The 13,620-nt window shown below is 62.6% G+C and carries 12 protein-coding genes; 7 read left to right on the top strand and 5 right to left on the bottom strand.

Translation table 11 applies throughout. The features are described 5' to 3' along the window. The 3 genes from NKJ76_RS31665 to NKJ76_RS31675 form a co-directional block, all read left to right on the top strand. Positions 1-811: DMT family transporter (locus NKJ76_RS31665; RefSeq protein ID WP_352539175.1), on the top strand; the 811-nt coding region annotated here is incomplete at its 5' end. Between the two features lie 11 nt (positions 812-822). Beyond that, positions 823-1,614 carry an ATP12 family chaperone protein gene (locus NKJ76_RS31670; RefSeq protein WP_023738898.1) on the top strand — a complete coding sequence of 264 codons (792 nt, stop codon included), beginning with the start codon at positions 823-825 and terminating at the stop codon, positions 1,612-1,614. Between the two features lie 177 nt (positions 1,615-1,791). Further along, on the top strand, positions 1,792-3,678 hold the full coding sequence (locus NKJ76_RS31675; RefSeq protein ID WP_352539176.1) for an MFS transporter: 1,887 nt from the start codon (positions 1,792-1,794) through the stop codon (positions 3,676-3,678). 94 nt (positions 3,679-3,772) lie between these two features. Here NKJ76_RS31675 and NKJ76_RS31680 read toward each other — a convergent pair whose 3' ends face one another. Beyond that, positions 3,773-3,970 carry a DUF2735 domain-containing protein gene (locus NKJ76_RS31680; RefSeq protein WP_023682589.1) on the bottom strand — a complete coding sequence of 66 codons (198 nt, stop codon included), beginning with the start codon at positions 3,968-3,970 and terminating at the stop codon, positions 3,773-3,775. A gap of 316 nt (positions 3,971-4,286) precedes the next feature. Here NKJ76_RS31680 and NKJ76_RS31685 point away from each other — a divergent pair, with 316 nt between their 5' ends. Next, a complete protein-coding gene (locus NKJ76_RS31685) occupies positions 4,287-5,327 on the top strand; it encodes a glutamine synthetase beta-grasp domain-containing protein (protein WP_023755199.1) in 1,041 nt (346 codons plus the stop codon). Positions 5,328-5,463: 136 nt separating this feature from the next. On the opposite strand, the gene glnA is transcribed toward NKJ76_RS31685, so the two are convergent. Together glnA and NKJ76_RS31695 are read right to left on the bottom strand one after the other, a co-directional pair. Continuing rightward, complete coding sequence (gene glnA, locus NKJ76_RS31690; RefSeq protein ID WP_023672775.1) at positions 5,464-6,873, bottom strand: type I glutamate--ammonia ligase; 1,410 nt, start codon at positions 6,871-6,873, stop codon at positions 5,464-5,466. A gap of 58 nt (positions 6,874-6,931) precedes the next feature. Continuing rightward, complete coding sequence (locus NKJ76_RS31695; protein ID WP_006205430.1) at positions 6,932-7,270, bottom strand: P-II family nitrogen regulator; 339 nt, start codon at positions 7,268-7,270, stop codon at positions 6,932-6,934. Between the two features lie 484 nt (positions 7,271-7,754). Between NKJ76_RS31695 and NKJ76_RS31700 the strand changes: the two genes are divergently transcribed. The 3 genes from NKJ76_RS31700 to NKJ76_RS31710 are packed head-to-tail and all read left to right on the top strand — an operon-like array spanning position 7,755 to position 11,969. Then, the gene (locus NKJ76_RS31700; protein WP_352515197.1) at positions 7,755-8,411 is read left to right on the top strand and encodes a hypothetical protein; all 657 of its coding nucleotides are present in this window, start codon (positions 7,755-7,757) and stop codon (positions 8,409-8,411) included. 19 nt (positions 8,412-8,430) lie between these two features. Beyond that, complete coding sequence (locus tag NKJ76_RS31705) at positions 8,431-9,972, top strand: NAD(P)H-hydrate dehydratase (RefSeq protein ID WP_352515196.1); 1,542 nt, start codon at positions 8,431-8,433, stop codon at positions 9,970-9,972. Beyond that, positions 9,969-11,969, top strand: coding sequence for a hypothetical protein (locus NKJ76_RS31710; protein WP_352539177.1), 2,001 nt, complete (start codon positions 9,969-9,971; stop codon positions 11,967-11,969). Before NKJ76_RS31705 ends, NKJ76_RS31710 begins: the two co-directional genes overlap by 4 nt. Positions 11,970-11,994: 25 nt before the next feature. Here NKJ76_RS31710 and NKJ76_RS31715 read toward each other — a convergent pair whose 3' ends face one another. Continuing rightward, positions 11,995-13,065 (bottom strand): M48 family metallopeptidase, encoded by a 1,071-nt coding sequence (locus tag NKJ76_RS31715; protein WP_352539178.1) that lies wholly within the window; start codon positions 13,063-13,065, stop codon positions 11,995-11,997. Positions 13,066-13,071: 6 nt separating this feature from the next. Further along, positions 13,072-13,620: carboxyl transferase domain-containing protein (locus tag NKJ76_RS31720; protein ID WP_352539179.1), on the bottom strand; the 549-nt coding region annotated here is incomplete at its 5' end.

Below are 13,620 nucleotides of genomic sequence, written 5' to 3' on the forward strand. Positions count from 1 at the left end.
GATCTCCTATGCCGGCTTCGATCCGGTTTTCGTCTCGATCGCACGTTCGATCATTGGCGGGCTCTGTGTGCTCGGCTGGTGCTGGCTGCGCGGCATCAGGTTGTTTAAGGCCGACGGGTCGCTTGTCGCCGGCATCATTGTCGGCGTGCTGTTCGGCGTCGAGTTCCTGTGCCTCTATATCGGGCTGGAATACACGACCGTTGCTCGCAACACACTGCTGGTCAACACCATGCCGTTCTGGGTCCTGATCGGCGGCCATTTCCTGCTCGGTGAGCGTATCAACGCGCGCAAGCTTGGCGGGCTCGTTCTCGCCTTCTGCGGCCTGGTGGCGGTGTTTTCCGACGGGATTGCCGGCGGCACCGAGATGACCTTGATGGGCGATCTGCTCAGCCTCGGCTCCGGTATCCTGTGGGCGGGGACCAGCATCGTCATCAAGCGTTCGAAACTGGTCGAGACCAGTGCCGAGAAATTGCTGCTTTATCAGTTGGCCGGTGCGGCCATTGTCGGTGTCCTGGTGATGCCTTTCGCCGGCCCGCCGATCCGCGCGGTCAGTGCCTTGCCGGCATTGGCGCTGCTGTTCCAGTCGCTCTATATAGTTGCCTTCACCTATGTGCTGTGGTTCTGGCTGCTCAGGCGCTATCCGGCATCGGCCCTGTCGAGCTTCGCTTTCCTGTCGCCGGTGTTCGGCGTCCTCTGCGGCGCTATCATTCTGGGCGAGGCGCCGACGACCAGGATCTTTGTGGCGCTTGGGCTGATCGCTGTCGGCCTGATCATCGTCAACCGGCCGGCGCGCAAGCAGGTACCTGGATAGAAAGTTCGACCATGCGTGACATCCTCAACGACCTCGAAGCGGGAAAGCATCTGTCCGATCCGGATCCGGTCCGCCGCGCGCAGATCCAGATGAAGACGCACCTGCCGAAGCGCTTCTACAAGGACGTGTCGGTCGCAGCTGTGGAGGACGGTTTTGCCGTCCATCTCGACGGCAAGCCGGTGCGCACGCCGGGCAAGGCGCTGCTGGCGCTGCCGACCGAAAAGGCCGCCGCCCTGGTCGCCAATGAGTTCGCTGCACAGGGCGAGACCATCGACCCGGTCACGATGCCGGTGTTGCGTCTGGTCAACACCGCCATCGACGGGGTCGCCAGCGACCCGCAGGCGGTGCTGGAGGACGTCTTGCGCTTCGCCTCGTCCGATCTGACCTGCTACCGCGCCGACGCGCCACAGGGGCTGGTCGAGCGGCAGAACCAGCATTGGGATCCGGTGATCGACTGGGCGAGGGCGACATTAGGGGCTCGGTTCAATCTCGCCGAGGGCATCATCCATGTCGAGCAGCCGCGCGAAAGCATCGCCGTCCTCGGCGCCCATCTTGCCCAGCGTGCCGAGCCGCTGCGGCTGGCCGCAATCCATGTCATGACTTCGCTGACCGGGTCGGCGCTGCTGGCGCTGGCGGTCGATTACGGTGCGCTCGATGGCGATGCGGCTTGGGCCGCCGGCCATGTCGACGAGGACTGGCAGATCGAGCATTGGGGCCAGGATGCCGAGGCTGTCGCACGCCGCTCGGCCCGCAAACGCGACATGATGGCGGCCGTCGGCCTGCTCGATGCGCTGAAGACCTGATCCTCGGCCTTTGCCGCACTGCACCTAATACCAAAGTCATAAATCCAAGGTCTGTCTGCCTCCGGCGGTCGCTTTCTGTCATTTTTTACGCTGATGGCTGGTTCGAGTCGCGTTCAGAGGGAACGCCGACGATGACGCCCAGCGTCGAAGGCAGACGATTCACGGGAGGACAGTTCAATGGCATTGGCATCGACCGCCGGCGGAGCCAGCCGCGGCATGACACGAGAGGAGAAGAAGGTCATCTTCGCCTCCTCGCTGGGCGCGGTTTTTGAATGGTATGATTTCTATCTCTACGGAGCGTTGGCCGGCGCGATCGGCTTGACCTTCTTCAACTCGTTTCCCGAAAGCACCCGCTACATCTTCACGCTGCTGGTCTTCGCCGCCGGCTTCATCGTGCGCCCGTTCGGCGCGCTGGTGTTCGGCCGCATCGGCGATCTCGTCGGCCGCAAATACACATTCCTTGTCACCATCATGATCATGGGTCTGTCGACTTTCCTTGTCGGCCTGCTTCCGGGTTCAGAGACACTGGGCATTCTGGCGCCGATCCTGTTGATCGCGCTGCGCATGCTGCAGGGCCTGGCGCTTGGCGGCGAGTACGGCGGCGCCGCGACCTATGTCGCGGAACATGCGCCGGACGACCGTCGCGGCTTCTACACCTCATGGATCCAGACGACGGCGACGCTCGGCCTTTTCCTGTCGCTGATTGTCATCCTGCTGGTGCAGAATTCCGTAAGCAAGGACGCCTTCAACGCCTGGGGATGGCGCATTCCGTTCCTGGTCTCGGCTATCCTGCTCGGCATTTCGGTCTGGATCCGGCTGTCGCTTTCGGAATCGCCGACCTTCCTGCGCATGAAGGAAGAGGGCAAGAGTTCCAAGGCGCCGCTGTCGGAAGCCTTCGGCCAGTGGAAAAACGCCAAGATCGCCATCCTGGCGCTGTTCGGCCTCACCGCCGGTCAGGCCGTGGTATGGTACAATGGCCAGTTCTATGCACTGTTCTTCCTGGCCAATGTGCTCAAGGTCGACGCGCAGTCGGTCAACATCATGATCGCCATTGCGCTGGCACTCGGCACGGGCTTCTTCGTCTTCTTCGGCTGGCTGTCCGACAAGATCGGCCGCAAGCCGATCATCATGGCCGGCCTTGCGCTGGCGGTCGTCACCACCTTCCCGCTGTTCAAGGCGTTGACCTGGGCCGCCAATCCGGCGCTCGCCACCGCGCAGCAGAACACGCGCGCCACGGTGACGGCGGCTCCGGGAGACTGCAACTTCCAGTTCAATCCGACCGGCACGCGCGTACCGGTCAGTTCGTGCGATATCGCGACCGATTTCCTTGCCAAGAACTCGGTGCCTTACGACATCATCTCGACGGCGGCGGCGGGGACCCCGGCGAGTGTCATGATCGGCAGCGAAACCGTGGCGTCTTATGATGCCAAGGCCGCGGGCGACAAGAAGGCTGCCAGAGACGCTGCCTTCAAGAAGGGTATCAACCTCGCGCTTCAGGGTGGCGGTTATCCGCTGAAGCGTGCTGCCGCCAAGGTTGCCGACCAGAAGCTCGACGCCTTTGTCGCGGCCAATCCTGAACTGAAGCTCGATGCGGCAGCCATCCGCGCCGGCGAAAAGACCGCGGTCCCGACCGAACAGGCCATCAAGGACAAGGTGCTGACCAAGGATGAGGCCGCGGGCGCCACCGAGGTGACCGTGTACAGCGTTCCGGCAGCGGGCGCGTTCGCGATGTTTGCCGACCCCGCACAGGTCAACTGGGCAAAGGTCATCGGCATCCTGTTCATCCTGGTCCTCTACGTGACCATGGTCTACGGGCCGATCGCGGCGATCCTGGTCGAGATGTTCCCGACACGCATCCGCTACAGCGGCATGTCACTGCCCTATCACATCGGCAATGGCTGGTTCGGCGGCCTGCTGCCCGCGATCGTGTTCGCGTTCAGCGCCTACAAGGGCGATATCTATTACGGCCTTTGGTATCCGGTGGTGATCGCGGCGGTGACGCTGATCATCGGCATGATCTTCGTCAGGGATACGCTCGGCACCGACCTGCATACCAAGCAGTAGCCGACGGCTCTGTATCAAGCAAAAAACCCGGCGCGAGCGATCGCGCCGGGTTTTTGATTTGTGGGCCTGTTCGATCTATCAGCGCGGAAGACGCCTAGCTCTTGCGAGGCTGTTCGGCCTCCGCAATGGCGGCCTCATGATACCAGGCCTCGCCATGGGCAAGCGGGTGATCGCGCAGCGAAGCAAGCTCTGCCGCAAACTTGGCCTTTACGCCTAAATTTGAGGCACCCGCACGCGCTGCCACCGGGAACATCAGGATTTTGGCCGACGGACGGGCTGAGGTGATTTCCATGGTCGGTCTCCTTTCTTCTGGAGAGGCTCTTCGATTCATCTTTCCATCAAGGTAGGTCCTGCAATCCTTTTAGGCAAGATGCCTAAAGAAAGATCGGCATTTGCCTGTTATTTAAGCAAATTCTGCCTTTGATTGATCCGGGCGCATTGCTTAGGCGGCTTGCCATCACCGGCGGGATGAAAGGGCATTTTTGCCGCACCCTGACCAACTGAAGTGGCACACGATTTGCATTTTATCGACCGGCAGCTGGGCTGCTGGATGGCTCGGCGCGCCGGCGTCATCCAGGTTCGGTGATCAAGCAACGAGAGGCTCTAGAATGACGAAATACAAGCTCGAGTATATCTGGCTCGATGGTTACACGCCGGTCCCCAATCTTCGCGGCAAGACCCAGATCAAGGAGTTCGCCGAGTTCCCGACGCTCGAGCAGCTGCCGCTGTGGGGCTTCGACGGTTCTTCGACGCAGCAGGCCGAAGGCCACAGCTCCGACTGCGTGCTGAAGCCGGTCGCCGTATTCCCGGACCCGGCCCGCAGCAATGGCGTGCTGGTGATGTGCGAAGTGATGATGCCAGATGGCGTGACGCCGCATGTGTCCAACAAGCGCGCCACCATCCTCGACGACGAGGGCGCCTGGTTCGGCTTCGAGCAGGAGTATTTCTTCTACAAGGACGGCCGTCCGCTCGGCTTCCCCGAGAGCGGCTATCCGGCGCCGCAGGGCCCGTACTACACCGGCGTCGGCTATTCGAATGTCGGCCCGATCGCGCGCCAGATCGTCGAGGAGCATCTCGACCTCTGCCTCGCAGCAGGCATCAACCATGAAGGCATCAACGCCGAAGTGGCCAAGGGCCAGTGGGAATTCCAGATTTTCGGCAAGGGCTCCAAGAAGGCCGCCGACCAGATGTGGATGGCCCGCTATCTCTTGCAGCGCCTGACCGAAAAGTACGAGATCGACATCGAGTATCACTGCAAGCCGCTCGGCGACACCGACTGGAACGGCTCGGGCATGCACGCCAACTTCTCGACCGCCTATATGCGCGAAGTCGGCGGCAAGGCCTATTTCGAAGCGCTGATGGCTCAATTCGACAAGAACCTGATGGACCACATCGCCGTCTACGGCCCGGACAATGACAAGCGCCTGACCGGCAAGCATGAGACCGCTCCGTGGAACCGCTTCAGCTACGGCATCGCCGACCGAGGCGCCTCGATCCGCGTGCCGCATTCCTTCGTCAACAATGACTACAGGGGCTACCTGGAAGACCGCCGCCCGAATTCGCAAGGCGACCCCTACCAGATCGCTTCGCAGATCCTGAAGACCATCGCGGAGGTTTCGACCAGCGCCCAGGTTTCGGCGGCCGCCTAAGCATCTATAGCGGCGCAGGCTTCGTAAGCCTGCGCCGTAGCCTGCTGCTACCACGTCTACAGTCTGCTATTGGTCAAACAAAAACCCCGGCGTCTGAACTGACGCCGGGGTTTTTCCTTGTCGCTGAGGTTATCGTTCAGACCGAATAGTACATGTCGTATTCGACCGGATGCGGGGTCATTTCGAAGCGCATCACTTCGGCCATCTTGAGCTCGATGTAAGAGTCGATCTGGTCGTCGTCGAAGACGCCGCCGGCTTTCAGGAAGCCGCGGTCCTTGTCCAAGCTTTGCAGCGCTTCGCGCAGCGAACCGCAGACGGTCGGGATCTTCTTCAGTTCCTTCGGCGGCAGGTCGTAGAGATCCTTGTCCATCGGCTGTCCCGGGTGGATCTTGTTCTTGATGCCGTCGAGGCCGGCCATGAGCATGGCGGCGAAAGCGAGGTAGGGGTTCGCGCCCGGATCGGGGAAGCGGACCTCGACGCGCTTGGCTTTCGGGGACGAGCCGAACGGAATGCGGCAGGAGGCCGAACGGTTGCGCGCGGAGTAGGCGAGCAGCACCGGGGCTTCATAGCCAGGCACAAGGCGCTTGTAGGAGTTGGTCAGCGGGTTGGTGAAGGCGTTGATCGCCTTGGCGTGCTTGATGATGCCGCCGATGTAGAACAGGCACGACTCCGACAGGCCGGCATATTCATTGCCGGCGAAGGTCGGCTTGCCGTTCTTCCAGATCGACTGGTGGACGTGCATGCCCGAGCCGTTGTCGCCGAAAATCGGCTTCGGCATGAAGGTGGCCGTCTTGCCATAGGCGTTGGCGACCTGGTGCACGACATATTTGTAGATCAGCATCTTGTCGGCGTTGCGGACCAGCGTGTCGAACTTGATGCCGAGCTCGTGCTGGGCAGCGGCAACCTCGTGATGGTGCTTTTCGACGCGCACGCCCATTTCGGCCAGCACGGTCAGCATTTCGGAGCGCATGTCCTGCGCGCTGTCGATCGGCGGCACAGGGAAGTAGCCGCCCTTGACGCGCGGGCGGTGGCCGAGATTGCCGGTCTCGTAGTCGGTGTCGTCGTTGGACGGCAGTTCGGTCGAGTCCAGCTTGAACCCGGTGTTGTAGGGATCGGCCTTGTACTTGACGTCGTCGAAGACGAAGAACTCGGCTTCGGGGCCGACATAGATGGTGTCGCCGATGCCTTCGGCCTTCATGTAGGCCTCGGCCTTCTTAGCGGTGCCGCGCGGGTCGCGGTTGTAGGATTCGCCGGAGACTGGATCGAGAATGTCGCACAGGATGACCATGGTCGACTGGGCGAAGAACGGATCCATGTGGACGGTGTCCGCATCGGGCATCAGCACCATGTCGGACTCGTTGATCGCCTTCCAGCCGGCGATCGAGGAGCCGTCGAACATGACGCCGTCGGCGAACATGTCTTCCTCGACCTCGATGACATCCATCGTCACGTGCTGCAGCTTGCCCTTCGGATCGGTGAAGCGCAGGTCGACGAATTTCACGTCGTTGTCCTTGATCTGCTTCATGATGTCTTTGGCTGTCGTCATGTCGTTTCTTCCCTGTGTGATGACGTTTCGAGGAGACGTTAATCTGAAATCAGAAAGCTCAGACGGCGTCCATCCCCGTTTCGCCGGTGCGGATGCGAACGACCTCCTCGATGTTGGAGACGAAGATCTTGCCGTCGCCGATGCGGCCGGTCTGCGCCGCCTTGCGGATGGCTTCGATGGCGCCTTCGACGGCGTCGTCGCCCAGCACGACTTCGATCTTCACCTTGGGCAGGAAGTCGACGACATATTCGGCGCCGCGATAGAGTTCGGTATGGCCTTTCTGGCGGCCAAAGCCCTTAGCCTCGGTCACGGTAATGCCTTGCAGACCGGCCTCCTGAAGCGCTTCCTTCACTTCGTCTAGCTTGAACGGCTTGATGATCGCTTCGATCTTTTTCATGTAAAAAGTGGCCTCCACTGCCAAAAAAACGGGTTGTGCGCCCCGCTTGCGCCTCCATCAAGCACGAACTGTGCCAATTTCAGCCCACGCGAAGCGGTTTCGCGCAATTCCAATGCCGCGCCGCGCCGGGATGCACATTCGCGTCATCCTCTGCTTCGGCTGCGGCAAAGCTGCCCGAAGCCTACACATTGCCGCTTCGGGCGTCTGCACGATAATTAGGCAGATTGCGCATTTTGCAGGCCCGCGCGGATCCGTGCAGTTGGGCGGCCTGGCAGATTTGACCCATCATTCCCGGTGTGGGCATATCCGCGTCAACGACGCAGTGAAAGGTGGACGAATGAAGGGTGTATTTGGGCGCGGGCAGTCTTCACGTGGCTCTGCCGGCTCCGGTGGCGGTTCGACTGGTGGCGGACCGCCGCGGGCCGTGGATTTTCCATGGCGCGACAAATCTGACAGCGCCGCCTGCAACTTTGCATTCGGACATTTGCGCGACAATCTTCCGCAGCTTTTGGCGGTGAATGGACGCATCCATGCCGAGACCATCGTTTCGGCTGCGGGAGCGATTGCCGGCTTTGCCGCGCAGTGCGCTCTGCTCAGCGGCCGCACACCCGAGCTAGACATCGTGACGACCAAGGACGGGTCGCGTTTCCTGTTCGGCGAGCCGCTGAACGAGATGCTCTTTGCCCGCGACGACAAGAAACCTCCGGAGCGGCTCTGGAACCTCGCTGCCGGAACGGCGATCAACAACGGCCTGCCGCCGAATGGTATGCCTTCGCTCGAGGCCATGTTCGCCCATGTCTCGCAGACGCTGGGCGGCCCACTGGAGGGGCTGCCGTCGGTCGGCAAAAATCATCATCCGCATTTCCCGGTCAGGAAGCTGCTTGGATTTGCATGGCCGGTGGCGGTGACGTGTCTGACCGGCCGCCTGCCGAATGCGACAATTGTCTATGGCGAGGCCGATGTGACCAATTGGCCGGCCATCACCGCCAATGTGGCGGCATTGATTCTCGGCCAGGCCAAGGATTTGCTCGACCCGAAGCTGGGTCTCACCATCGTCATGGAATCGGCGATCTATGCCTCAAAGCTCGATCCCGGCCTCGTGTCCGGCCGAGCTCCCGACGCTGCCACGCAAGGCGGATGAACCGAAGGACGTACCAGCGATGGGTTTGCCAGCCGGCGCCAAATTGGAACTGCTGTCGCCGATCGAGATGGCGGAGACCGACCGGTTGGCAATCGCGGCCGGTCCACTGGACGGCTATGGCCTGATGAAGCGCGCCGGCGAAGCGGTCGCTGCTGTGGTGTTGGCGCGCTACCCCGCCGCGAGCCGCGTGCATGTGCTGTGCGGCCCCGGCAATAATGGCGGCGACGGCTATGTCGTGGCGCGGTTGCTGGCGGAGACGGGTGTCGATGTCGCGCTGTGGACGTCAGGCGAACCGAGGGCAGGCAGCGATGCCGCGATCGCCGCGACCCAATGCCTGCTGGAACGCAAGCCGCTAGCGGCTTTTGCCGCCGAGCCAGGCTCGTTGATTGTCGATGCTCTCTATGGCGCGGGGCTGTCCAAGGACCTTTCGGGCGATGCCGCACGCGCGGTGGACAGTGCCGCCCGCCAGTCTGTTGTCGCCGTCGATTTGCCTTCAGGGGTCTCAGGTGACAGCGGCAACATTCTCGGCACGGCATTTCGTGCCGACATCAGCGTCACCTTCGCGCGCAAGAAACCGGGGCATCTGCTGTTGCCCGGCCGGGACCGATGCGGCGAGATCGTCGTCGCCGATATCGGCATTGGCGACGACATCATCGCGCAGGTCGCGTCGCGCACGTTTCAAAACAAGCCGGCGTTCTGGCTTGAGGCACTGCCGGTGCCGGCGGTCGATGCACACAAATACAAACGCGGTCATGTCGGCGTCTTCTCCGGCGGACCGTCGGCGACGGGTGCGGCGCGGTTGGCCGCACTTGCCGCTGCAAGAAGCGGGGCAGGGGCAGTGACCGTGCTGTCTCCTGCCAATGCCATGCAGGTGAACGCCACGCATCTGACCGCGATCATGCTGCGCAAGGCCGACGCTATCGAGGACGTGCAAGACTTTCTCGGCGATCGCCGGTCGTCGAGCTTTGTCCTCGGCCCGGGCTTTGGTGTTGGTGACAAGGCGCGCGATTTCGCCCTCGCCGTGCTCGGCAGGAAACAGAGGGAGGGCGGTGCCGAAGGGTTGGTGCTCGATGCAGACGGCATCACGTCCTTCCGCAACGCGGTCTCAACGCTGTTCGAGGCGGCCGGCAGGCCGGATGCGCCAGCATTGGTCATGACGCCGCATGAGGGCGAGTTCGGCCGACTGTTTCCCGACATCGCCGACGACAAAAGTCTGTCCAAGCTCGCCAAGGCTCGCGTGGCTGCGGCGCGCGCCAACGCCACTGTCATCTACAAGGGCGCCGACACCGTCATCGCGGCTTCCGACGGCCGCGCCGCGATCAACGCCAATGGCGCGCCATGGCTGGCCACCGCCGGGTCAGGGGACGTGCTTGCCGGCATAATTGCCGCGCTGCTGGCGCAAGGCATGTTGCCCTTCGAAGCAGCTTGCGCCGCTGTCTGGATCCATGCCGAGGCCGGCAGCCGCTTCGGTGCTGGATTGATCGCGGAGGATCTGCCGCTGGCCCTGGTGCCGGTGCTGCGTGAACTGGTCGATGCACGGCAGAAGGTGGCGATCAGATGAAGCATTTCGCGTTCGTCGTTGCGGCCATCATGGCGCTGTTCGCATCGCATGCCGTGCGCGCCGAGCAACCGGTCACCATTGTCGACGATCCGGCGGTGCTCGCCGCCCTTGATGCCAAGGGCTTTGGTTTCGCCGGGGTTTTCGCCGTCGATGGCGAGGACGATTTGAAGTCGCTCTACAGCGAGGCGCCGGCCTATCGTGCAATCGTCGACATGGTGGCGGCCGACATTGCCGCGCTGCGGGCCGAGATAAAGGCTGGCGGGCGCACGCCCTACGAGGTGACCGACGGCAATGTCGGCCGCGTCATCGATATGCGCTGGCTGAAGACCGAGGCCGCGCGCTTCCGCCTGGTCGGCGTCGTCAACCGGCTGGACCGGCGCGACTTCACCGCGCTCCAAGGTGACAAGAGCTGCGGCGAGGTGCGCTTCATCTATCGCCTGGCCTACAGTTTCCGCAAGAACGGCAAACTTCTCGCTTCGCGCCTGCCGTTCAACTTCAACGCCGTCTACAGCGTGGCGCCGGATGCCGATGGCGGCTGCGTCGGCGTTGCCGGGCGCTGGACACCGCAGATCGACGAGAACGTCGATGCCGGCTGGCTGGCCGGCGGGCCGCTGGAACCGGAGGAACTGACTTTCAAACAGCTCGAACTCAACGCGCAAGTGGTGCGCTTTCCCTCGGGCCAGGAGACCGAGTTCGGCGGGCAGGCGGCCTATCTGATGCGGATCTTCGGCATCGATGGCGCTACCGTCAGCGAGAATCCGCTGGAAAACACGCCTGACACAGCACGGCTCTCGGACGATGCGGCGCTGAAGAAAAGGCTTGCCGACTATGTTAGCGCCAATGTCGCGGCGGTCGATCTCGGCGTCTACGAAATCCCCAACGAATTCCTGGCGAAGAAAATCATTTCGTGGTCGACCTTCGGCAGCGCGAGACAGGCCAACCATCCGTTCACGCCGCTGTTCCAGCCAGCGGATTTCGCCGGCCTGGACTATGCGGCGCTGAAACTGGTGCGGACACCGGAGGCGCTGGTCGAGCGGCTGGACAATGGCGCCTGCCAGGGCTGCCACCAGGCAGGCTCGACGGCCGGCTTTCACTTCATCGGCCTCGACGACAAAACGACGTCGCCTCTCAACCGGATCGAGGTCGGCATCTCGCCGCATCTCCATGCCGAGATTCCGCGACGTGAGGCCTGGCTGCGCGCGACGGAAGAAGGCAAGGAGCCGAACCGCTACCGGCCGCTGTCCTTCGCGCCGCCGGCGACATGGACCGATGCCGGCGATGTCGACTACGCCCCGGCCGAGATCGCGATGCCGTGCCTGATGCCGGATGATGCAAAACGCTTCGGCGCGACTTGGCAATGCGGTGGCGGCACCGTCTGCACGCCGCTGGCGACGGCCTCAGGCGTGCGCACCACGCTGGCGCAATGTCTGTTGCCCAAGGACAGTCCAAAGATGTTTTCGGGCCATCCCTGCCTGACCGGGTCGATCTCCAGCAACCCGTCTCAGCCGTTCAACGACCGCTACAAGATCACCGGCCAGTTCGCTGCTTTTGCGCCGACCTTTTCGCGGACCGCCTACACCTGCCGGCCACCGAAAATCGGCGTACCGGCAGGCATCGCTTATCGCGGTTGCGACGACAAGGACCGCAGCTTCGCCGCCTTCAAGACGGGCAAGCCGATGCCATCGGAAATTTGCGGCATGGTCGGCGGCAAGAAATTCGACACCTGCGTCGCCACCAACAATTTCGACCAGTGCCTCGGCGGCGCGGTCAACCGCGGCAACCGTCCCGCATGTTCGGCCGATCATTTCTGCCGCGAGGATTATATGTGCCAGTCGCTGCCGCCGGACACGCCGGGCGCCGCCAAGGTGAAAGGCATCGGCTACTGCTCGCCGACTTATTTCATCTTCCAGATGCGCATCGATAATCACGCGACGCCCTGGGCGAGCGCGACCAGCGCCCCCAGGGATGCGGGGTTCGGGGCGGCGGAAGAGGAGTGAGCCTGCGAGTTGGGCGACCACCAGTTCAGCGCTGGAGATAGTCTTCCATCCGCGCAGTCCATTTGGTGTCGAATTCCGAAATGTGGCGCTGTGCTACGCTCGAGTTCAGCAGCGTCGAGAGCGCGGTCACGGCGATCGGGTCCAGGTCGGGCGGCTCCGTGTAGCCAAGCGCCGCCAGCCGTTGAGCCCATGATGGATGGGTGGACTTTGCATCATCCGGGCTTGCCCACGCCTTGCGGGCGCAAACATCGAGGCAAATGGGTTCTCGCAGCTGGCCGGCAGCTTCCAGCATGCGCTCGAGCGGCGGTCGCGGCGGACGCAAAGCACCTCGCAATTCATGCTGCAAAGGGTCATAGACCGTCTCCGTGAAATGCACGTCTGCCGTGGCAAGAAGCAACAGCGCGCGTGCGGCGTGCTCGGCGTCGCCGGAGGATGCCGTGTGTCGATCTGCCTTGATCTCCGCTTCGCGCGAAAGCCGGATTTCTTCCCGCTCGAACGATTGCGACAGCCAGCCGATAGTGGCGTGGAGCAGGCTGCCTGTGATCGTGGTTCCGGGCGGGGCATACTCGAAGACAAATCCGAAACCGTTTTCGAACTCAGCGAGATTGAGGCTGCCATTGGTATCCTTGTTGCGCACATGCGCGTCCTCATGGGCAAGGATCGCGGCAAGCGCTCTTTCATCGGTCACTGCGAGGAGAGGGATGCCAATGGTTAGAAACAGCCGATTGCCGAGAAGGCCGAGAAGCGTGCGCTCTTCGCGCACGCTGGCGTTCAGGTTGCCCTCTAGTATGACAACCGTGCGCGCAGCACGGCGCGGTCCGGCGACGCTCCGCCACAGCGCCCACAGGCCGGGCGCTTCTGCTTCACTGACGCCTTTGATCTTGCTGCGTCGGAAGCCCGCAAACAATGTGCCGAACAGAAATGCCAAGGCCGTGGTGGCGATCGGCATGACGACGAAGCCGCTGGCGATAAACCAGATTGGATGGTTGTCGAGCAGGGACATCCAGACGCAGAAGATGATGAGAGCGGGAACAACGAAAAACAGGACCGTGAACCTGCCAAACCGCCGACCGGCGCTGATGATCAGTCGCGACATTGGATGTTACAACGGGATGTTGTCGTGCTTCTTCCAGGGATTCTGCATGTCCTTGTTGCGCAGCATGCGCAGCGCCCGCGCGATGCGGCGGCGGGTCGAATGCGGCATGATCACCTCGTCGACATAGCCGCGTTCGGCGGCGACGAAGGGCGACAGGAAGCGGTCTTCGTAAGACTTTGTGTGGGCTGCGATCTTTTCGGCGTCGCCGATATCCTTACGGTAGATGATCTCGACCGCGCCTCTCGCCCCCATCACCGCGATCTGCGCCGTCGGCCAGGCATAGTTCATGTCGCCACGCAGGTGCTTTGAGGCCATCACGTCATAGGCGCCGCCATAGGCTTTGCGGGTGATGACCGTGATTTTCGGCACGGTCGCCTCGGCGTAGGCAAACAGGAGTTTCGCGCCATGCTTGATCAGGCCGCCATATTCCTGCGCGGTGCCCGGGGGGGAGGCCGGGCCCGAGGGCAAGGGTGGGGAGGGGAATGATAAAAAATAGCCGGAACGGCCCCAGCCCCCCCCCATGAGGGGGGAGGGGGGATAGGGCAACCCCCGCCC

The organism is Mesorhizobium sp. M0029, from assembly GCF_040323735.1.
In the GTDB taxonomy this organism is placed as follows: domain Bacteria; phylum Pseudomonadota; class Alphaproteobacteria; order Rhizobiales; family Rhizobiaceae; genus Mesorhizobium.

Coding starts and splice junctions, on each gene's coding strand:
- NKJ76_RS31670 (WP_023738898.1), top strand. CDS start 823: ATGCGTGACATCCTCAACGACCTCGAAGCGGGAAAGCATCTGTCCGAT.
- NKJ76_RS31675 (WP_352539176.1), top strand. CDS start 1,792: ATGGCATTGGCATCGACCGCCGGCGGAGCCAGCCGCGGCATGACACGA.
- NKJ76_RS31680 (WP_023682589.1), bottom strand. CDS start 3,970: ATGGAAATCACCTCAGCCCGTCCGTCGGCCAAAATCCTGATGTTCCCG.
- NKJ76_RS31685 (WP_023755199.1), top strand. CDS start 4,287: ATGACGAAATACAAGCTCGAGTATATCTGGCTCGATGGTTACACGCCG.
- glnA (WP_023672775.1), bottom strand. CDS start 6,873: ATGACGACAGCCAAAGACATCATGAAGCAGATCAAGGACAACGACGTG.
- NKJ76_RS31695 (WP_006205430.1), bottom strand. CDS start 7,270: ATGAAAAAGATCGAAGCGATCATCAAGCCGTTCAAGCTAGACGAAGTG.
- NKJ76_RS31705 (WP_352515196.1), top strand. CDS start 8,431: ATGGGTTTGCCAGCCGGCGCCAAATTGGAACTGCTGTCGCCGATCGAG.
- NKJ76_RS31710 (WP_352539177.1), top strand. CDS start 9,969: ATGAAGCATTTCGCGTTCGTCGTTGCGGCCATCATGGCGCTGTTCGCA.
- NKJ76_RS31715 (WP_352539178.1), bottom strand. CDS start 13,065: ATGTCGCGACTGATCATCAGCGCCGGTCGGCGGTTTGGCAGGTTCACG.